This window comes from Nocardiopsis oceanisediminis, from assembly GCF_048595525.1.
Lineage (GTDB): Bacteria > Actinomycetota > Actinomycetes > Streptosporangiales > Streptosporangiaceae > Nocardiopsis_A > Nocardiopsis_A oceanisediminis.
Genome location: NZ_JAFMZJ010000001.1, coordinates 3,587,082 through 3,605,791 on the forward strand (window position 1 = coordinate 3,587,082; position 18,710 = coordinate 3,605,791).

An 18,710-nucleotide genomic window follows, 5' to 3' on the forward strand; every position below is an offset into this window, starting at 1 on the left:
AAATTGGCAGTCCTGCCATTTTTGTTAGCATCCGGGCATGCCCCCCGCAACCGAACTCCCGCCCAACTGGCGGCCGGTGCAGTTCCCGGCACCGACCGGAGCACGGCCGACCCCCTCCCCCGACACCCTCTACCGCGCCGCGGCGCTCTCGCTGGCGACGCCCGGCGAACTCGCCGCCTGCCCCCACCCCTTCACCTGGTTCGACCTGAGGACCGACGGGGAGCGGGCACTGGACCGCGCCGACGCGCCCGCGAAAGGGCTGGCCACGGTCGCCTTCCCGGTCGTCGCCGGCAGCACGGTGCTGAGCCGGGACGACATGGCGCGCGTGTTCGGCGCCCTCGTCGCCGGCGAGCTCTCCTTCGGCGACCTGTACCTCCGGATGCTGGCCGAATCCACCGAGCGGTTCGCCGCCGCGGTGGAGGCCCTCGCCGCGATCGAGGGCCGCGTCGCCATCGCCTGCCAGGGCGGGCGCGACCGCACCGGGGTGCTCGTCGCGCTCATCCTCGACCTCGTCGGCGTGGAGCGGCGGCTCATCGTCGAGGACTACCTGCGCACCAACGACGACCAGGAGTCCACCGACGGCAGGCAGCCCGACACCGAGGGCGAGCGGCTCCTCGCCGGATACGACATGACCTGCAAGGCCTCCGACATCGAGCAGGTCCTCGACTACCTCCGGGCCCGCGGGGGCTCCCGCGGCTACCTGTCGGCCTACATCGCCCCCGACCGCCTCGACGAGGTCGCCGCGGCCCTCCGCGCGCGCATCATGCCCGCCGCCCGGGACCGGGACCCCGAGCCGAAGGGCCTCCGCCGATGAGGCCCCGCGGACCCCTCTCCGCCGCGGCGGGCCTCGCGGCCGCGGCGGCGCTCTCCGCCTGCGGGCCGCCCGCGGACGGCGCCTCCGCCGGCGGCACCCTCACCGTCGGCCTCGACACCGACATCACCTCGCTCGACCCGATCGACAACCTCGTCGCCCACCAGTCCACGCTCATCGTCGGCAACGCCGTCTACGAACCGCTCTTCACCGACGGCCCGAAGGGCGCGCTGGAGCCCCGGCTGGCGGAGTCGATCGAGACCGACGACCTCCGCACCTGGACCCTGGAGCTCAAGCCCGGCCTGGCCTTCTCCGACGGCTCACCGCTCGACGCCGAGGCGGTCATCGGCCACTTCGAGCGGATGGCCGGCCCCGACTCGACCTGCCTGTGCCAGCCGGCCGCCGCGCAGATCGACTCCGCCGAGGCGGTGGACGGCACCACCGTCCGGCTCACCCTCGCCGCGCCCGACGCCGCCTTCGACCGCGGCCTCACCCGCTCCCTCGGCATGATCGCCACCGAGCCCGAGGACGGGAAGGCGCCGCTGGGCGCCGGGGCCTTCGCGGTGGCCTCCACCGAGCCCGGATCCTCCGTGACGCTCGAACCCAACCCCGAGTACCACGGCTCCGCGCCGATCCTGGACCGGCTGGTGTTCCGGTTCCTCCCCGACACCGACTCCCGGTACCAGAGCCTGTCCTCGGGGACCGTCGACATGGTCTGGCTGAACACCGCGAACCTGGTCGCCCAGGCCCGGACCGAGGGCCTGACCACGGCGATCGCCGACTCGACGACCGCCACCGCCTTCCTGAACACCACCCGCCCGCCGTTCGACGACGCCCGCGTCCGGCAGGCCGTCCAGGCCGCGATCAACCGCGAGGTCATCCTGGAGGCCGCCGACCAGGGCGCCGGCAGGCTCTCCGACGGCCCGATCGCCTCCGGGTCGCCCTACGACGTGCGGACCGACTACCCGGACTTCGACCCCGACCGGGCCCGGAGGCTGCTCGCGGAGTACGGCGAGCCGGTGGCGTTCGACTACACCACCGACGCCCGCCCGCAGTCCGCCCAGCGGGCCGCGGTGATCCAGCAGATGCTCGCCGACGTCGGCATCGAGATGACCATCGACACGGTCGACGCCGCGACCATGGACACCCGGCTGTTCGGCCGGGACTTCGACGCCATCGAGTTCTTCACCTCCGCCTACGGCGAGACGGACACCGCGATGAAGAGCATCTTCCCCGAGGAGGCCCCCGGCAATTTCGCGGGATACGCCGACCCCGAGGTCACCTCGCTCATCGGGCGGGCCGGCGGGACCGTCGACCCCGGGGAGCGCGCCGGCCTCTACGGCGAGGCCGCGCAGATCATCGTCGACGAGGCGCCGGTCCTGTTCTACACCGAGAGCCCCTCCGGCTTCGCCGCCTCCTACACCGTCGGCGGCGTCCCCGACCTCAGCGAGCACAACGTGATATCGATCCTGCCCTCGGAACTGTGGATCAGAAGATGATGCGAACCTGGACCGCACGGGCGGGCCGCGCGGCGATCGTGCTGGCGCTCCTCGGACTCGTCACGATGAGCCTGCCGATGCTGCTCACCGGGAACCCCGCCCTCTCCGTCCTCGGCCCCGACGCCACCCCGGAGCGGATCGAGGCGTTCCTGGCCGAGCTGAACCTGGACGACCCGCCGCCGGCCAGGCTGGCGGACTGGATCGCCGCGGCCGCCCGGGGCGACCTGGGCACCTCCCTGGTGACCGGCAGGCCCGTCGCCGACGAGATCGCCCGGCGCCTGCCCGTCACCCTCGAACTGCTGATCGGCGGCCAGGCCGTCGCGCTCGCCATCGCCGTCCCGGTCGCGATGGCCTCGGCGTGGAAGGCCGGCGGGCGCATCGACCGGATCGGCACCCTGATGTCGTTCCTGCTGCTCGCGACGCCGCCGTTCATCATCGCGCTCGGGCTGATCGCCGTCTTCGCCGTCACCCTGGGGGCGCTGCCCGCGACGGGGTGGCGTGACGCCTGGATCGACCCGGCCGGCCACGTCCGCCACCTCGCCCTGCCGGTGCTCGCCACCGGCCTCGCCGAGGCGGCCGTCCTCGTCCGCCTGCTGCGGGCGGGGCTCATCGAGACGCTCGACCAGCCCTACATCCTCGCCGCGCGGTCCAGGGGCATGAGCGCCCCGGTGCTGCTGGCCACCCGCGCGCTGCGGCCGTCCAGCTTCTCGGCGCTGACCGTCGTCGGGATGACGCTCGGGCTCGCGTTCGGCGGATCCGTGCTGATCGAGTCGGTCTTCGCGATCCCCGGCATGGGCCAGCTGGCGATGGGGGCGATCGAGACGCGGGACTTCCCCGTCATCGAGGCCGTCATCATCTTCTCCGGCGCGGCCGTGGTCGTCGCGAGCATCGCCGTCGACCTCATCTACTCGCTCGTCGACCCGAGGACCCGGAATGCATCCCGTTGAAACCGCCGCCGCGCCGGCGGCGCAGGCCGCCCCGGACCCCCGGCGCTCCCCCGCCCGCGGCCGGATCGGCGTCGCGCTGGCGGGCTGCTGGCTCGCGCTGGTCGTGCTCGGCGCGGCCGCCTCGTCCCTGCTGCCCGCCCTCGACCCGCTCCGCGCCGACTTCTCGGCGATCCTGGAACCGCCCTCCGCGAAGCACTGGCTGGGCACCGACGCGATCGGCAGGGACATCCTCGCCCGCACCCTCGCCGGCGGCCGGTCCTCGCTGATCGTGGGGGCGATGACCGTCGCCTTCGGGCTGGTCGCCGGCGGGCTCCTCGGCATCGCCGCCGGCTACCTGCGCGGGGTCGTGGACGGCGCCGTCGGGATCCTCACCGACCTCATCCTGGCGTTCCCCGCGCTGATCCTGATCATGGCGGTCGTCTCGCTCTCCGGCGCCGGATACTGGACGATCGGGCTGCTGATCGGCGGGCTGTCGGTCCCCGCCTTCGCGCGGCTGGCGCGCGCCTCGACGATCTCCGTCCGCGAGCAGGACTACGTCCTGGCCGCCCGGAACATGGGCGCGGGGCCGCTGCGCACCATGCGCACCGAGATCATCCCCAACGTGCTGCCCGTGCTCGGCGCGTACTCCTTCGCCGCCGTCACCGCCTCGATCGTGGTGGAGGGCTCGCTGAGCTTCCTCGGCTTCGGGCTCCAGCCCCCGCTCCCCTCCTGGGGGAACCTGATCGCCGAGGGGCGCGTCCACTTCGCCACCGCCCCCTGGATCACCGCCGCCCCGGCGCTCACCCTGTGCGCCACCGTGCTCTCGGTCAACGTGCTCGGTCAGGCCCTGTCGAAAGGACGGCCGTAGATGCAACCCCCGCCTGAAGAGCTGCTGCGCATCGAATCGCTCAGCGTGCGGCTCGACCCGCCGGACGGCCCGCCCCGGCACATCCTGGAGGACGTCGGCCTCACCCTCGGCGAGGGCGAGAGCCTCGGCATCGTCGGGGAGTCGGGCTCCGGGAAGTCGCTGCTGGCCCGGGTCCTCATGGGCATCCCGTCGCGCAACGCCCGCACCGCCGTGGACGGCTCGATCGCCTTCGCCGGCACCGAGCTGACCTCGCTGGGCGCCAAGGAGTGGCGGGCGGCGGCGAGCCGGGCGATGGGCATGGTCTTCCAGGACCCCTCCTCCACGCTCAACCCCGTCGTCCGGGTGGCGGCCCAGGTCACCGAGGGCGCCCCGGCCGCCGTCCGGAGGTCCCGCCGGGCCCGCCGGGCCCTGGCCCTGGAGCTCCTGGAGGCGGTCGGGATCCCCGACCCCGAGCGGGTCGCGTCGAGCTTCCCCTCGCAGCTCTCCGGCGGCCAGCGGCAGCGGGTGGGGATCGCGGCGGCCCTGGCCGTCCGGCCCCGCCTGCTCCTCGCCGACGAGCCCACCACCGCGCTCGACGCGACCGTGCAGCGCCGGGTGCTCGACCTGCTCGACACCGTCCGCCGGGAGCGGGGCACGGCACTGGTGCACATCACCCACGACCTCGCCGCGCTCAGCGGCCGGACCGACCGGATCGCGGTGATGTACGCCGGGCGCATCGTGGAGACCGGCCCCGGCCGGGCGGTGCTCACCCGGCCGCGCCACCCCTACACCCGGGCGCTCATCGACAGCACCCCGCGGCTCAGCGCACCGCGCAGACCGCCGCTCCCGCAGATCCCGGGCGGCCTCCCCGAGCTGGTCCGGCCCCGCACGGGGTGCGGGTTCGCGCCGCGCTGCGCCGCGGCCCGCCCCGCCTGCTTCGAGGACCGGCCGCCCGAGCGGCCCGGACCGGACGCGGCGCACACCGCCGCCTGCTGGTTCCCCGTCGGGCAGTCCCCCGACCTCTCGGAGGTGCCGGCATGACGGTCCTGTCCGTCGACGACGTGCACATCGGCTACGGGCGCGGGAGGCGCAGGGTTCACGCCGTGCGCGGCGTCACCTTCGAGGTGGCCGAGGGGCGGGCGTGCGGCATCGTCGGGGAGTCCGGCTCCGGCAAGAGCACGCTGGCCCGGGCCGTCGCCGGCCTGGCCCGGGTCGACTCCGGCCGGATCACCGTGCACGGCGCCCCGCCGGCCCCCCGGCCGGGGCCGGGCGGGGTGCGGATGGTCTTCCAGGACCCGGTCCGCTCCCTCAACCCCCGCCGCCGCCTCCTGGACATCGTGGCCGAACCGCTGCGGATCGCGGGGACGCCGGCCGCCGCCGCGCGCGAGCAGGCCGGCCGGATGATGCGCGACGTCGGCATGGACCCGGACGACTTCGGGTCCCGCCTGCCCGCCGACATCAGCGGCGGGCAGGCGCAGCGGGTCGCCATCGCCCGCGCGCTGGCCGCCGAGCCCTCGGTCCTCGTCGCCGACGAGCCGGTCTCCGGGCTCGACATCTCGGTGCAGGCGGGCATCGTCAACCTGCTGCACGAGCTGACCGCCGGGCGCGCGACCGCCCTCCTCTTCATCTCGCACGACCTGAGCGTGGTGCGGACGCTCTGCGACCGGGTCGTGGTGATGAACGGCGGGCGCGTCGAGGAGCAGGGCGGCACCGCCGACGTGCTCGGTCGCCCCGGTACCGCCTACACCCGGGAACTGGTCGCCGCCGCCCCGGACTTCTGACCGCGGCCGGGGCCCGCCGCGGCGGGCCCCGGCCCAGGGCGCCTACCCCGCGCTCTTGGACAGGTCCCTGGCCACGGTGCGCTCGGGCGTGAACCGGACCAGGCGGGCGTCGTCGGCGTAGTGCCGGAAGTCCGGGTGCCAGTCGGCCTCGTCGCCGCCCAGGTAGCGGCGGAGCTTCCGCCGCGCCAGGGCCGGGTCGAAGGGCGCGGACTCGGCCGTTCCGTACATGATCACCTGGAGGAACACCATGCGCTCCAGGTCGCAGGTGTCCACCGCCACGGAGGCCCGCGGGTCGCGCTCCAGCTGCCGGCCCATGGCCGCGTAGGCGCCGGTGATCCACCACAGGGCGCCCCGCTCCCACAGGTACCAGACCGGCCTGACCACCGGCGCTCCGCCGGCGCCGACGGTGGCCACCCGCGCGACCAGGGGCTGCTCCAGGAAGGCGTCGACGTCGAAGGGGTGCTGCGCGCTCCCGGCTCCGGATGGGGTGCTCATCCTCCCCACGCTAGGCGCGGGGCGCCAGGGGCGCCACGGCCCGCCCCGGGCGCTCAGAGGCGGCGCTTGGGGACCTTGATCCGGGCCAGGTCCTGGGCGAGGACGATGTCGCCGGAGAAGTGCGCGGCGGCCTCGTCGATGAAGTGCGGGTCCTGGTCGGCGTCGTAGCGCTCGGAGATGTGGGTGAGCACGAGGCGGCGGACGCCGGCCTCGGCCGCGATCCGGCCGGCCTGGCCCGCGGTGAGGTGCCGGTAGGAGCGGGCCAGGGACGCGTCGGCGTCCAGGTAGGTGGACTCGATGACCAGCAGGTCGGCGCCGTCGGCGAGGCGGAAGGCGTTGTCGCACATCCCGGTGTCCATGACGAAGGCCATCGCCTGCCCGGGGCGCGGCTCGGCGCAGTCGGACAGTGCGACCGTGCGGCCGGAGGCGGTGCGCAGCCCGCCCTCGCGCTGCAGCCGGCCGATGTCGGGGCCGGCCACCCCGGCGGCGGCCAGCCGCTCGGGCACCATCCGCCACCCGTCCGGCTCCTGCACCCGGTACCCGTAGGCGGGGATGCTGTGGTCCAGCGGCAGCGCGGTGACGTGCAGCCCGTCGTCGCCGAGCGGGCAGGCCCCCTCGCCGCCGACCGGTTGGCCGAGCACCGGCCGGGCGGCGGTGAAGGAGGTCGCGTGCCGCAGCCGCTCCCAGTACTCGGCGCCCTGCTCCGGGTAGACCGCCCGCACGGTGTGCTGGACCCGGTCCCGGGAGATGCGCTGCACGACCCCCGGCAGGCCGAGGCAGTGGTCGCCGTGGAAGTGCGTCACGCAGATCCGGGTGATGTCGGCGGCGGCCAGCCCGGCGAACCGCATCTGCCGCTGGGTGCCCTCCCCCGGGTCGAAGAGCAGGCCGCTGCCGTCCCAGCGCAGGAAGTAGCCGTTGTGGTTGCGCCGCTTGGTGGGCACGGCGCTGGAGGTGCCGAGGACGACGAGTTCGCGAACGGACATGAGGGGATCTTGGCAGAGAACGGCTGGGCGCGTGCCCCGCCGCCCTGTTCACCGCCGGTCCGCCCTGCGGCGGCCGCGCCCGGCCGACCGGGCGGCGGAAAAGCGCTTGCCGCCGGCGCCGGGCGGTGGCAGGGTCCTTCGGCGGCCCGGTCGCACCCCGCGCCGAGCACCTGCCCACCGGAAAGGCGGTCCGATGCCCGAAACCACCACCCCCGGCGTCCGGGAGGTCCCCGTCTCGGACGGGAAGGCCGGCCCCTACGGCATCGCGGCCGGCCCGGACGGGGCGCTGTGGCTGACCCTGGTGCACGGCGGCCGGATCGCCCGGCTCGGCCTCGACGGGGCGGTCGCCGAGTACCCGCTGGAGCTTCCGGACTCCCGGCCGATGGTCATCGCCCCCGGCCCCGACGGTGCGATGTGGTTCACCCTGGGCGGGGCGGACGCGATCGGCCGGATCTCGGTGGACGGGGAGACCTCCCTGTTCCGGCTGCCCCGGGCCGGCAGCGCGCCCTACGGGATCACCGCGGGCCCCGACGGCGCGATGTGGTTCACCGCCCCGGGCGCCGACCGGATCGGCCGGATCACCACCGGCGGGGAGATCACCGAGTACCCGCTGCCGGAGCCGGGCGCCTACCCCGCCGTGATCGCGGCCGGCCCGGACGGCGGCCTCTGGTTCACCCTCAACCAGGGGAACGCGATCGGGCGGATCGGCACCGGCGGCGAGGTGGCCGTCCACCCGCTGCCCACGCCGGGGGCGGGCCCGGTGGGCATCGCCTCCGACGGCGAGGCCCTCTGGTTCGCCGAGCTCCTGGCCGGCCGGATCGGCCGGATCGCGGTGGACGGCTCGATCGAGGAGTTCCCGCTCCCCGACCCGGAGTGCAGGCCGCACGCCGTGGTCGCGGCCGCCGCCGGGGAGTGCTGGTTCACCGCGTGGGCGTCCGGGCGGGTCGGCCGGATCACCACCGGCGGAGATGTCGCCGAGTGCGACCTGCCCGCCCGGGACTGCGAGCCGCACGGCATCGCGGTCGGCCCGGACGGCGCCCTGTGGACGGCCCTGGAGACCGGCGCCGCCGCCCGGGTGGCCCGCTAGGTCCTGCTCTTTGAACGGGTGAGGCCGCCCAGCCGGATCCGGACCGAGGCGAGCCGGACGGCCCGCCGAAGATCGCGGCCCGCTCGCCGTAGCGGGTCGCGACCGCCCGGTTCTGCTTGAGCCGGCCGATGGCCGCTCGGCGGTGCTGCGGGTTCGGTGGGCGTCCCGGCCGGAGTACTGGGCGACGGCCGCCGTGATGCCGCGGGCGCGCAGGTGGGCGCGGATCGCCGCGCTGGAGCAGGCCTTGCCGGCGAGCAACCGGGCGGGCGCGGGGCAGGCGCAGCGAGCCCGTCAGGGGTCGAACACGCGGGTGTCGCCGCGCCGGCCGGGGCCGGCGGAGATGGCCAAGGGCCGGCGGTGCTGATCTGCGATGAGGCGGGTCTCGGTGGCCGGCCCCCTGCGGGCGCGCCCGGGCGGTTCGGATCCGTCCTTTTCATGCCGTGCGGCGCCCCCCTTTTCCGCGGCCCCGGCGCAACGCCGGTGGGCGCTCGGCGGCTCCTGGGGAGGGCCGCCGCGGGGCCCTGGGGTGGGGACGAGGCGGCACGGTGCGTTCTCCCGCGCCGACGGCTCCGCCTCGGGTGTTCGGCCCCGGGCAGCGGAGAAGGGGCGGTGCACTGGGACCGGGCCGCTCAGTCCTGCGGGGCGGGGCGGCGGCGCACCTCGGCCTCCACCCCGTCCAGCAGCATGCGCAGGCCGGACTCGAAGTGGTCGGCGGGGCCGCCGAGGGCGTCGCCGGCCGCGGCCTCGGCCCACAGCGGGTAGGCGGAGAAGTCCACCCGCCGGGCGATGTAGGCCCGGTGCCGGGCGTCCCAGGGCTCGGCTCCGTCGGCGAGGTTCTCCTCCTGGTCGGCGGTGAGCCGCGCGACGCCCTGCACGTAGGCGTCCACCGACTCGATGACCGAGGCGTTCTCCACCGGGGACAGGCCGTTCTCGGACAGCGCGCGCAGCGCCGACTCGTACCAGGCGAGCAGGTTGGGTCCGAGCAGCGCGCGCTCGACCAGGCGCAGCGCCCACGGGCGGGCGCGGAACATCGCCCAGTCGCCGCGGGCCCAGGCCTCGATCTTCTCCCGCCAGGTGCCGGGGAGGTCCTCCGGCATCGGGGCCTCGCCGATGACCGCGTCCAGCATCAGCGCGGTCAGCTCGGTGCGGCTCGGCACGTAGGTGTAGAGCGACGCGGTGCCGATGCCCAGCCGGGAGGCGACCCCGCGCATGGACAGCCCGCGCTCGCCCTCCTCGTCGGCGAGTTCGACGGCGGCCGCGACGATGCGGCCCAGTTCGAGGCCGCGCCTGGGCCCGCGCCGCGGCTGGGGGCCCTCGCCCCAGAGCAGGCGCAGCGCGGCGGTCGGATCGGAGGTCTGCCGTTCGCTCATCTTGCGCCCATCATAAACCCCGTATAGCGTTCGGAGTAATAAGTACTCCGAACACTGTTCGCTGTTTTTGTGGAGGGAGCGACCATGGCGACCGAAGAGAGCGCCCCGCGGCCGGCGGACCGGAAGCGGGGACCCCAGCGCGGCCCGGTCCGGGCCGGCGAGCGCTCCCTCGCCCCCGACCTCGCCCGCGGCGCGATGCTGCTGCTGATCGTCGCCTCCAACACCGTCTTCCACCTCTGGGCGGCCCGGACCGGGCCCACCGGCTGGCACCCGGTCGACGGCGGCCCGCTCGACACCGCCGTGCAGTTCGCCATGATCACCGCCTTGGACCTGCGGGTCTTCCCGCTGTTCGCGTTCATGTTCGGCTACGGCATGATGCGGCTCCACCGGCGCCAGACCGAGGCCGGCACCGACCCGCGCACCGCGGTCGCCCTGCTGCGCCGGCGCGGCCTGTGGCTGCTGCTCTTCGGTTTCGCCCACGCCGCGCTGCTGATGGCCGGCGACATCGTCGGCATGTACGGGATCCTCTGCGCGGTCCTGGGCACCCTGTTCATCCGGCGCGGCGACCGCACCCTGCTCATCGCGGCCGGCACCGCCCTCCTCCTGCTGGCAGGGCTCACCGCGCTCACCTACCTGGACGCCGCCGCCGGCGCGGCGGCGGGGACCGTGCCGGACGCGCCGAGCTCGGCGGAGGCCTACGCCTCGCCCGAGACCGACCCGATCGCCGCCGCACTGACCCGGCTGGAGACCTGGGCCTTCACGGTCACCCTCGGCGGCGCGCTGTTCTCCTTCTCCTTCCACGCCGCGATCCTGCTCGGGTTCTGGGCCGCGCGCCGCGGCGTCCTGGACCGCCCCGGCGACCACCTCCCGCTGCTCCGCCGCACCGCGGCCGCCGGCATCGCGATCGGCTGGGCCGGCGGGCTGCCGGCCGCCCTCTTCCACGTCGGAGTCCTGGACCTGCCGGCGGCCTACGCGGTGGAGACCGGGCCGCTCTTCATGCTCCAGGTGCTGACCGGGCTGCCCGGCGGGCTCGGCTACGCCGCCGCGATCACCCTGGCCGCGCACGCCATGCCGGAGCGGATCCGATCCGGCCTCCCGGTCGCGCTGACCGCGGCGGTGGGAAAGCGGTCGCTCTCCTGCTACCTCGCGCACTCGGTGCTCTTCGCCCCGGTGCTGGCCGCCTGGGGGCTGGGGCTCGGCGCCCACCTGGGCAGCGCCGCCATGCTGCTGTACGCCGTCGCCGTGTGGCTGGTCACCGCGGTCGGCGCCTACCTGCTGGAACGCGCCGGACGGCGCGGCCCGGCCGAGGCCGCGCTCCGCCGCCTCGTCTACGGGGGGCGGACGGCGCCGGCCGGGTGACCGCGGCCGCCGCGAACCGGCCCCGGACCTGATCGGACCGGATCGGTCCGGGGACGTCGGAGCGCAGGCTCAGAGCCGCTCCTCCAACCGCGCGCGCAGACCGGAGTAGTCGTGGCCGGGGAACAGCTCGGGGAACACGTCGAGCATGGTCTTCATCCGCTCGGACGCCGTTTCGAAGTCGTACGTCTCCCTCAGTTCCTCCGTGATGTCGCAGAAGAGGAACTGCCACCCGGACGCCCCCTTGGTGAGGACGAGGGCGTCCAGGTACTCCTGGTAGTCGATGTCCATGCGGAGGGTGCCCAGGCCCAGGTGGAAATAGCGCAGCTCCGGGTCCGAGTCGCCGGGCCGGAGCCTGAGGGCGGCCTGGTGGCCGGTCCCGCTCTCCGGCCTGTCGTCGATCACGCGGAGCTCCGAGTGGAGCCGGCGCTCCTCAGGAGAGGAGCTCCTCACCGAGAACGGAGGGGGAGCGGTGGCGAGCGCATCCGGCAGGTTGCCGATCCTGAACTCCCCGGTGAGCCGCACACCGTCCTCTTCGAAGCGCCAGCAGGTCCAGAGCCGGTTGAACCGGACGAAGCTCCGGTGGAAGCAGGGGGCCGGCTCCATCCCGTACTTCTCCGCGATCTCCCGGAACACCTCCCCGGGGTCTTCGTCGAAGTCCGCGATCCCCTCGTTCTCCTCCTCCAGGATCGAAATCCGCTCGTTTCCGCTGATCTCCTCCTGCAGCTGCAGGAATCGGCGCTCGTACGGCGTGAGACGGCGCATCGTGCCTCTTTCCCCGTGCCATTGGTGCCCGCGGTGCCGAAAGGTCCTCGACGGCGCCGGTGAGGCTATCGCCCGCCCCCGACAGGTTCCCGTGCGGCCGCGCCGCCGCTCCGGTCAGTCCGGCAGCGGGACGCCCGCGTGGTCGCGCAGGTAGGCGTGGAAGGCGGCGGAGGCGCGGAGCCGGAGCAGGCTGCGGCGCTGCAGCTCCTCCTCCCGCTCGGCCAGCCGGGCGCGGGCCCGCTCGGCGCCGCCGGTGCTGCGCATCTCGGCGACCGCGGCGGCGACGATCGGCAGCGGGTAGCCGCCCCGGCGGAGCAGCGCCACCGCGTGCGCGATGCGCAGCTCGGCCGCGTCGAAGACCCTGTAGCCGGTGGCGGGGTCGCGCCCGGGGCGGAGCAGCCCCTTCTCCTCCCACACGCGCAGCGCGGAGGTGCGCATCCCGACCGCACCGGCCACGTCGCCGATCCGCGCACCGCCCCGGGGCACCCGGAGCCGGCCGGCCCCCTCCGGGCCGGCGGCCAGGTCCTCGAACATCCCCAGCACCCGGGCGATGTCGGCGCGCTCGGCGTCCAGCTCGGCATGGCCGGCGTCGAGCAGCGCCAGCGCGGCGGCGGCGTCACCGCCGTGCACGGCCTGCATGATGCCGTAGGCGCGCTGCCAGCCGTGGCCCCGGATCAGCTCGCGGGCGGTGAGCAGCGCCTCGGCGTGCCGGCGGGTGAAGATCCGGTAGTTGCTCGGGGTCCGCCCGACCGGGGGCAGCACCCCCAGGTCGACGTAGTTGCGCACCTGCTGGACCGAGACCCCGGCGGCGCGGGCGATGTCGCCGATCCGCATCCGCTCCTCCGGCGCGGCCCCGCCGGGCTGCGGGCGGCGGTCCTCCGGCACGGCCCTCCCCTCAGGACGGGCGGAACGCCAGGTCGGCCGGGAGCGGGCGGCCCGCCGAGGCCTCCTCGGCCAGGCGGCGCAGCGCGGCGTAGGCCGCGCCCATCGGCCCCGGCCCCATGCTGACCCGGGCCACTCCGGCGGCGGCCAGCTCCGGCAGCGACGGCCCGGCGGCCGAGGCCACCACCGAGACCCTCCCGTCCAGCGCCTCGACCAGCTCCCCGATGACCGCGACCGTCGCGGCGCCGAGCACGAACACGCAGTCGGCCCCGGCGTCCAGGAAGGCCCGGCCGCGGCGGATCGCCTCCTGGACCGGGAGGCCTGAGGCGAGCGCGTCGGTGCGCGCGTTGAGCACCAGCGGGACACCGGCCCGCTCCCCCGCCTCGCGGACCGCCCGCAGCCGCTCCAGCTGCTCGTCCAGCGGGCGGAGCGGCCCTGCGGGATCCCCCTCGGGCAGGCCGTCCTCGATGTTGCAGCCGACCGCGCCGGCCTCCAGCATCCGGGCCGCGCTCGCCCCGACCGCGGCCGCGTCCGCGCCGTAGCCGCGCTCTAGGTCGGCGCTGACCGGCAGGTCCACCGCCGCGGCGACCCGGGCGATACCGTCCAGCATCTCCTCCAGCGGCATCCGCTCGCCGTCGGCGAACCCGCGCGAGGCGGCGATCGACCAGCTGGCGGTGGCCAGCGCCGCGGTGCCGGGGGCCGCGGCGACGGTCCGGGCGCTCGCCGCGTCCCAGACGTTGACCAGGACCAGCGGATCGCCCGGGCGGTGCAGTTCGCGCAGCCGCCGCGCCCGGTCGGCGGACTCTTCGGTGATCGGCACGCGAGGAGCCTAGCAGCGCGCCCGGCCCCCGCCCGGCCTCCACCGGGCGCGGAGCCGGTGCGGGCGGAGTGCGTGTGGGATCCTCCCCTCGGCGGGCTCCGGGCGCTAGCGTTTCCGGCATGGACCGCACCGAGACCGTCGCCGCGCTGGACACCGAGATCCGCGAGCTGACCGGGACCCTGCAGGGCCTGACCGAGGAGGAGGCGCGGCGGCAGACCCGGTGCGCCCCCTGGGACGTGGCCGCGCTGGCGGAGCACACCGTGGGCGCGGTGCACCGGCTGGCCGTGGTGCTGGACGGCGTGGCCCCGGTCCGCGCCGAGGTCTCCGCGCTCGGCTACTACTCTCCCGACGTGCGCTTCTCCGACCGGGTCAACCGGGAGCGGGTGGACACCGCGATGCACGCGGCCGCCCTCCGCACCGACCCGGGCGAACCCGGCAGGGCCCTGGAGGCGGTCTGGCTGGAGGTGGAGCCGCGCCTGCTCTCCGCCCCGGCCGGGCGCACCGTGCTCACCCGGCACGGCGACGCGATGCTGCTGGACGACTTCCTGGTGACCCGGGTCGTGGAGCTGCTGCTGCACGGCCTGGACCTGGCCGACGCGCTGGAGCGCGACCCGTGGGCCACCCCCGGGGCGCTGGCGATCGTGGAGCGCCTGCTGTTCGGCGGCGCCGGACCCCGGCCGCTCGGCGCCGTGGGCCTCACCGCCCTGGACGCGGTGCGCGCCGCCACCGGCCGCGCCCTCCCCGGCCGCCCCGGCAGGGAGGCCCTGGACGGCGCCCGGGTCAACTTCCTCGCCCTGGGCTGACCCGCCCCCGCCTGGGCGGTTCCGTGCGGCCGACGCCGCCGGACGGGTGCACTCGGCGCCGGGGCATCGACTCTGCGGGGCGGCCCCTGGGCCGTGCGGTCGGTGCCGGTGCGCGGCTTCGGGGCGCGGCCGCCGGTTCGATGGCGGTGCCGGCGGGACGGAGCCCTCCCGGGTGCCCGGCCCTCTCAGAGACCGCCGGGCATCCGGCCGGTCGCCCGGAGCGCCCGGCGGCGGACCGCCCCGTTGATCTTGGAGTTGCGGGGGCATCAGGGCGCCCTGATACCCCCGCAACCCCAAGACCAACGGGGAAGCGGGACGGCGGCGCCGGGCCCCCGGCCCCCGCCTCTCCCGGCCCGCGGCCGGACACCCGGGCGGCCGACCGCACACACGACGGCCTCTCAGCCGCGGTCGCCGGCGAGCATCGCCGCGGCGGCGGCCGACAGCGACCGGCGCATCTCCCCGTGGTCCATGCCGCCGGTGATGAGGCGGCGCAGGTGGCCCGCGCTCTCGGCCCAGTTCACCAAGGAGAGCAGCATGAACAGCAGGACCTCGGGGCGCACGTCGGAGCGGACCCGGCCGGCCCGCTGGGCCGCGGCGACGACCTCGGCCTTGCGCCCGTACCGTTCGGTGCGCCACTCCTCGGCGGGGATCGGCCCTTCCGTGTAGTGCAGCTCCTCCCACATCAGCAGGCGCAGGTACTCGGGGTGCTCGCGGTGGTAGTCCAGCACGCGCACGGCGTATTCGGCGAGGTCGTCGCCGTCCTCCAGGGGGACCTCCGAGGACAGCCGGGAGCAGGCGTCGGACAGCACCGTGGCGAACAGTCGCTCCTTGCCGCCGAAGTAGTCGTAGATGGCGCGCTTGTTGGCCGAGGCCGACTCCGCGATCCGGTCGACCCGGGCCCCGGCGATGCCGTGCTCGGCGAACTCCCGAGTGGCGGCTTCGAGGATGCGGGCCTTGGTGGCCGCGGCGTCGTATCCCATGGGCGCAGCATACACATTCGAACCGGATGGTTCGTTCGGTTCCCCGGAGGTGTATCGTCGTGCGGCGAAGAGCGAACCAACTGGTTCGTTCCCTCTCTGCTCCGAGGAGTGCAGCATGGTTCAGGAAAGAGCGGTCCGGGAGAGAGCCCCCGGAAGCCGGGCCGGGGACCGCCCGGCGGAGCCCTCCCGGGCGCTGGTCGCCGTACTCGCGCTGGCCTGCGCCGTCACCGTCGCCAACATCTACCTGAGCGCCCCGCTGCTCGGACTGGTCTCGCAGACCTTCGGCGTCTCCGCCGACCGCGCCGGACTGGTGGCCACGGCGGGCCAGTTCGGCTACTCCCTCGGCCTGCTGTTCCTGCTGCCGCTGAGCGACACCGTGCGCCGCCGGCCGCTGCTGCTCATGCTGGTCCTGGGCACCGTCGGCGGGCTGTCCGCGGCGGCCGCCGCCCCGGGGCCGTCCGCGCTGGCCGGAGCCGTCCTGGCGGTCGGCGCGTTCACCGTGGTCCCGCAGCTGCTGGTCCCCGTCGCCGCCTCCCTGGCCGGGCCCGAGCGGCGCGGCCGGGTGGTCTCGGTGCTGCAGGCCGGCGTGTTCACCGGGGCCATCGCCGCCCGGGTGGCCGGCGGCGCCCTGGGCGAGTTCTCCGGATGGCGGGCGGTCTTCGCCGCGGCCGCGGTGTGCACCGCCGTGGCGGGCGCGCTGACCATCGCCCTGCTGCCGCGCTCCGCGGACGTCCCGGCGGCGCCCCCGGGGGCGCCGCGGCCCTCCTACCCGGCGCTGCTCGCCTCGCTCCCCGGGCTGCTGCGCGAACCCGTGCTGCGCCGGTCCCTGCTGCTGCAGGGGGCGGCCTTCGCGGTGTTCAACATGGTCTGGACGTCGCTGGTCTTCCTGCTCACCGGCCCGGGATACGGCTACACCACCCTCGGTGCCTCGCTGTTCGGCGCGTTCGGGGCGCTCGGCATCGCGGTGGCCCCGGCGGCGGGCCGGGCCATCGACCGGTTCGGTCCGCTCCCGGTGGTCGGCGCCGGTTTCGCCGGGATCGCGGCCGGCGGGGCGCTGATGCTCGCCGCGCACACCGGGTGGATCGCGGCCGCGGCGGGGATCGCGGTGCTCTACGCCGGCCTGCAGGCCGCCCAGGTGGGCAACCAGACCGCGGTGCTGGCGGCGCGCCCCGAGGCCGCGGGCCGGATGAACACCGTGTACATGTTCGGCACGTTCCTCGCCGGCGCCGCGGGCTCCGGCACCGGCGCGGTGCTGTACGAGGCCGCGGGCTGGACCGCGGTCGGCGCCGCCGCCACCGGCACCGCGCTGGCCGGCGGCGCCCTGTGGGCCCTCTTCGCCCGGCGCACCCGGAGGTGAGCCGGCGGGCGGCCCCGCCGCCGGCCGCACGGGGCCGGCGGCGGGGAGCGCGGCGCCCGGCGGGTCAGTCCGCGAGGAAAGCGGAGAGCAGGGCGGCCAGCCGGCCCGGGGCGTCCTCCTGGACCAGGTGGCCGGCGTCGGGGAGCAGGTGGAACTCCGCACCGGGAATGCGGGCGGCCAGCGCCTCGCCCCGCTCCGCCGGGATCCATTCGTCCTCGGCGCCCCACACCACCGCGACCGGCATGGAGAGGTCGCCCAGGCGGTCCTCGAACTCCGCGGTGTGCCGCTGGTCGGCCTGGGCGATCTGCCGGTAGAAGGCGGCCTGGCCCTCCGCCCCGGTCCAGGGCCGGACCAGCGCCTCGCGCAGCCCGGCGCGGAGACCGTGGTGCACACCGTCGTCGATGTAGGCCCCCACCGCCGCCTCGTGCATCTGCGGCGGGAGGGCGCCCAGGACCGCGGAGTGCTCCTGGACCAGCCGGTAGAACGGGCTGCCCCAGGGCTGCAGCGCCACCACATCGGCCAGGGCGAGCCGGCGGTAGCGCACCCCGCCGAGCAGGGCGGCGCGCAGCGCGACGGCGCCGCCGATGTCGTGCGCGACCACCGCGGGCGCCTCCAGCCCCCAGTGCTCCAGCAGCTCGGTGAGGACCCGCTGCTGCGCGGGGAGTGAGACGTCCTGCCCGCCGTGCTTCTCCGACAGGCCGTAGCCCGGCATGTCCCACAGGTACACGGTGTGCCGGGCGCTCAGCGCCTCGGCCGTCTCCCGCCACACCAGGGAGGAGAAGGGGGTGCCGTGCAGCAGGACCACCGGGCTGCCGGCGCCCAGCCGCCCCCAGGCGACCTCGCCGTGCGAGGAGGAGAAGCGCCCGTTCAGGGTCTCGGCGATGTCCGGAAGGTTCGCGGTTACCGTCTTCATGGCAATGACGGTAACAACAGGAGTTACCGTCAGGCAAGCTGAGACGGTAAACTTTCCGGTATGACCTACGACCGGCCGCCCGCCCCCGAGGACCTGGAGCCCGTCGAGTCCTTCTGCGACTCCGCGCGCTTCCTCTACGGCGAGGACGCCTTCTCCGACCCCGACTCGGCCCGCTCCTGGCTGCGCGGACGCGGGCACACCGCGGCCGCCGACGCCCTGGACGGCGCCGGCCTGGAGGTGCTGACCGGGGTGCGCGAGGCGGTCCGGGGCCACCTGGAGGGCGACGCGGAGGCGCGCCGGAGGCTCACCGGGGCCGCGGCCGAACTGCTCGGCGCCCCCCGGTGGAGCGAGGACGGCGCCCTGGCGCACCCGGTCACCGCGGAGGACCCGGTCCGCGCGCTGGCCGGGGCGGTCCTGGCCGCCCTGGCCGCCGCGGAGCCGTCGGGGCGCCGGGCCCGGCTGAAGGTCTGCCGCTCCCCCGAGTGCCGCTGGGTCTTCTACGACCGCTCCCCCGCCAACAACGCGAGCTGGTGCAGCATGGACGTCTGCGGGGCCCGGCACAAGATGCGCACCTACCGCTCCCGCCGCACCGCCCCCCGCGCCGGGGGCCGGGAGGCGGGCGGGTGAGCCACTACTACGAACTGGGCGAGGAGACCCTGTGGAACCCGTCCAACGGGGTCTCCCGCCTCTTCCTGGCACAGGCGGCGGCCTTCGAGGCGGAGCTGGGCCTGCCCTCCGGCATCGGTCCGATGGCGGAGGACGAGTGCCGGATCGACCCGGCCGCCTTCGGGGCCTTCGCCCGCGCCCTGCTGACCCGGTACCGGAGCACCGGCCACCCCGTCGCCGCGGCGCTCTCCGAGGGCTTCACCGCCGCAGTGCTGGTCCTCGCCGAGCGCGCCGGCCTCCGGGCGACGCTTCCCGGAGCCCCTGCCGACCCGGCCGCCGCAGGCCGGACGGCCCGGCTCCGGGAGAGGGCCCGGGAGCTGGACCGGTCCATGCACCGCTGACCCGGCGGGACCGGGCGGATCCCACCGG

General features: G+C 75.8%; 20 protein-coding genes. 12 read left to right on the plus strand and 8 right to left on the minus strand.

All coding sequences use genetic code 11. The features are described from left to right. The first annotated feature begins 37 nt into the window (after positions 1–37). Genes J0910_RS15950 through J0910_RS15975 form a run of 6 tightly spaced genes read left to right on the plus strand, consistent with a single transcriptional unit; the run spans position 38 to position 5,864 of the window. Positions 38–814 (plus strand): tyrosine-protein phosphatase, encoded by a 777-nt coding sequence (locus J0910_RS15950; RefSeq protein ID WP_420159302.1) that lies wholly within the window; start codon positions 38–40, stop codon positions 812–814. Then, positions 811–2,310 carry an ABC transporter substrate-binding protein gene (locus tag J0910_RS15955; protein WP_420159303.1) on the plus strand — a complete coding sequence of 500 codons (1,500 nt, stop codon included), beginning with the start codon at positions 811–813 and terminating at the stop codon, positions 2,308–2,310. The genes J0910_RS15950 and J0910_RS15955 overlap by 4 nt, the downstream gene beginning before the upstream one ends. Further along, positions 2,307–3,257: an ABC transporter permease gene (locus J0910_RS15960; RefSeq protein WP_420159304.1), complete on the plus strand. Its 951-nt coding sequence runs from the start codon at positions 2,307–2,309 to the stop codon at positions 3,255–3,257. Before J0910_RS15955 ends, J0910_RS15960 begins: the two co-directional genes overlap by 4 nt. Then, a complete protein-coding gene (locus tag J0910_RS15965; protein ID WP_420159305.1) occupies positions 3,244–4,104 on the plus strand; it encodes an ABC transporter permease in 861 nt (286 codons plus the stop codon). Before J0910_RS15960 ends, J0910_RS15965 begins: the two co-directional genes overlap by 14 nt. Continuing rightward, positions 4,105–5,124 (plus strand): ABC transporter ATP-binding protein, encoded by a 1,020-nt coding sequence (locus J0910_RS15970; protein ID WP_420159306.1) that lies wholly within the window; start codon positions 4,105–4,107, stop codon positions 5,122–5,124. After that, positions 5,121–5,864 carry an ABC transporter ATP-binding protein gene (locus J0910_RS15975; RefSeq protein WP_420159307.1) on the plus strand — a complete coding sequence of 248 codons (744 nt, stop codon included), beginning with the start codon at positions 5,121–5,123 and terminating at the stop codon, positions 5,862–5,864. The genes J0910_RS15970 and J0910_RS15975 overlap by 4 nt, the downstream gene beginning before the upstream one ends. A gap of 42 nt (positions 5,865–5,906) precedes the next feature. Here J0910_RS15975 and J0910_RS15980 read toward each other — a convergent pair whose 3' ends face one another. Both J0910_RS15980 and J0910_RS15985 read right to left on the minus strand, forming a co-directional pair. After that, the gene (locus J0910_RS15980; RefSeq protein ID WP_420159308.1) at positions 5,907–6,359 is read right to left on the minus strand and encodes a pyridoxamine 5'-phosphate oxidase family protein; all 453 of its coding nucleotides are present in this window, start codon (positions 6,357–6,359) and stop codon (positions 5,907–5,909) included. 53 nt (positions 6,360–6,412) lie between these two features. Further along, positions 6,413–7,342 carry a ribonuclease Z gene (locus tag J0910_RS15985; RefSeq protein ID WP_420159309.1) on the minus strand — a complete coding sequence of 310 codons (930 nt, stop codon included), beginning with the start codon at positions 7,340–7,342 and terminating at the stop codon, positions 6,413–6,415. Between the two features lie 193 nt (positions 7,343–7,535). Here J0910_RS15985 and J0910_RS15990 point away from each other — a divergent pair, with 193 nt between their 5' ends. After that, entirely contained in the window at positions 7,536–8,429 is an 894-nt protein-coding gene (locus J0910_RS15990) for a Vgb family protein (protein WP_420159310.1), read from the plus strand. 629 nt (positions 8,430–9,058) lie between these two features. On the opposite strand, the gene J0910_RS15995 is transcribed toward J0910_RS15990, so the two are convergent. After that, complete coding sequence (locus tag J0910_RS15995) at positions 9,059–9,799, minus strand: TetR/AcrR family transcriptional regulator (protein ID WP_420159311.1); 741 nt, start codon at positions 9,797–9,799, stop codon at positions 9,059–9,061. An 84-nt stretch (positions 9,800–9,883) separates the two neighbouring features. Between J0910_RS15995 and J0910_RS16000 the strand changes: the two genes are divergently transcribed. Further along, positions 9,884–11,158, plus strand: a complete 1,275-nt coding sequence (locus tag J0910_RS16000) for a DUF418 domain-containing protein (RefSeq protein ID WP_420159312.1) — start codon at positions 9,884–9,886, stop codon at positions 11,156–11,158. 69 nt (positions 11,159–11,227) lie between these two features. Here the strand turns inward: J0910_RS16000 and J0910_RS16005 are convergent, their stop codons facing one another. The 3 genes from J0910_RS16005 to J0910_RS16015 form a co-directional block, all read right to left on the minus strand. Further along, entirely contained in the window at positions 11,228–11,920 is a 693-nt protein-coding gene (locus J0910_RS16005) for a hypothetical protein (RefSeq protein WP_420159313.1), read from the minus strand. Positions 11,921–12,034: 114 nt separating this feature from the next. Further along, on the minus strand, positions 12,035–12,805 hold the full coding sequence (locus tag J0910_RS16010; RefSeq protein WP_420159314.1) for a MerR family transcriptional regulator: 771 nt from the start codon (positions 12,803–12,805) through the stop codon (positions 12,035–12,037). A gap of 10 nt (positions 12,806–12,815) precedes the next feature. Then, the gene (locus J0910_RS16015; RefSeq protein WP_420159315.1) at positions 12,816–13,622 is read right to left on the minus strand and encodes an isocitrate lyase/PEP mutase family protein; all 807 of its coding nucleotides are present in this window, start codon (positions 13,620–13,622) and stop codon (positions 12,816–12,818) included. Positions 13,623–13,741: 119 nt separating this feature from the next. On the opposite strand from J0910_RS16015, the gene J0910_RS16020 reads away from it, so the two are divergent. Then, on the plus strand, positions 13,742–14,425 hold the full coding sequence (locus tag J0910_RS16020; protein WP_420159316.1) for a maleylpyruvate isomerase N-terminal domain-containing protein: 684 nt from the start codon (positions 13,742–13,744) through the stop codon (positions 14,423–14,425). A gap of 398 nt (positions 14,426–14,823) precedes the next feature. Here J0910_RS16020 and J0910_RS16025 read toward each other — a convergent pair whose 3' ends face one another. Beyond that, entirely contained in the window at positions 14,824–15,405 is a 582-nt protein-coding gene (locus tag J0910_RS16025) for a TetR/AcrR family transcriptional regulator (protein ID WP_420159317.1), read from the minus strand. A gap of 115 nt (positions 15,406–15,520) precedes the next feature. On the opposite strand from J0910_RS16025, the gene J0910_RS16030 reads away from it, so the two are divergent. After that, a complete protein-coding gene (locus J0910_RS16030; RefSeq protein ID WP_420159318.1) occupies positions 15,521–16,762 on the plus strand; it encodes an MFS transporter in 1,242 nt (413 codons plus the stop codon). Between the two features lie 64 nt (positions 16,763–16,826). On the opposite strand, the gene J0910_RS16035 is transcribed toward J0910_RS16030, so the two are convergent. Then, complete coding sequence (locus J0910_RS16035) at positions 16,827–17,675, minus strand: alpha/beta fold hydrolase (protein WP_420159319.1); 849 nt, start codon at positions 17,673–17,675, stop codon at positions 16,827–16,829. 60 nt (positions 17,676–17,735) lie between these two features. On the opposite strand from J0910_RS16035, the gene J0910_RS16040 reads away from it, so the two are divergent. Together J0910_RS16040 and J0910_RS16045 are read left to right on the plus strand one after the other, a co-directional pair. Next, positions 17,736–18,302: a CGNR zinc finger domain-containing protein gene (locus J0910_RS16040; protein ID WP_420159320.1), complete on the plus strand. Its 567-nt coding sequence runs from the start codon at positions 17,736–17,738 to the stop codon at positions 18,300–18,302. Next, a complete protein-coding gene (locus tag J0910_RS16045) occupies positions 18,299–18,682 on the plus strand; it encodes a DUF6086 family protein (RefSeq protein ID WP_420159321.1) in 384 nt (127 codons plus the stop codon). Before J0910_RS16040 ends, J0910_RS16045 begins: the two co-directional genes overlap by 4 nt. Positions 18,683–18,710 lie beyond the last annotated feature (28 nt).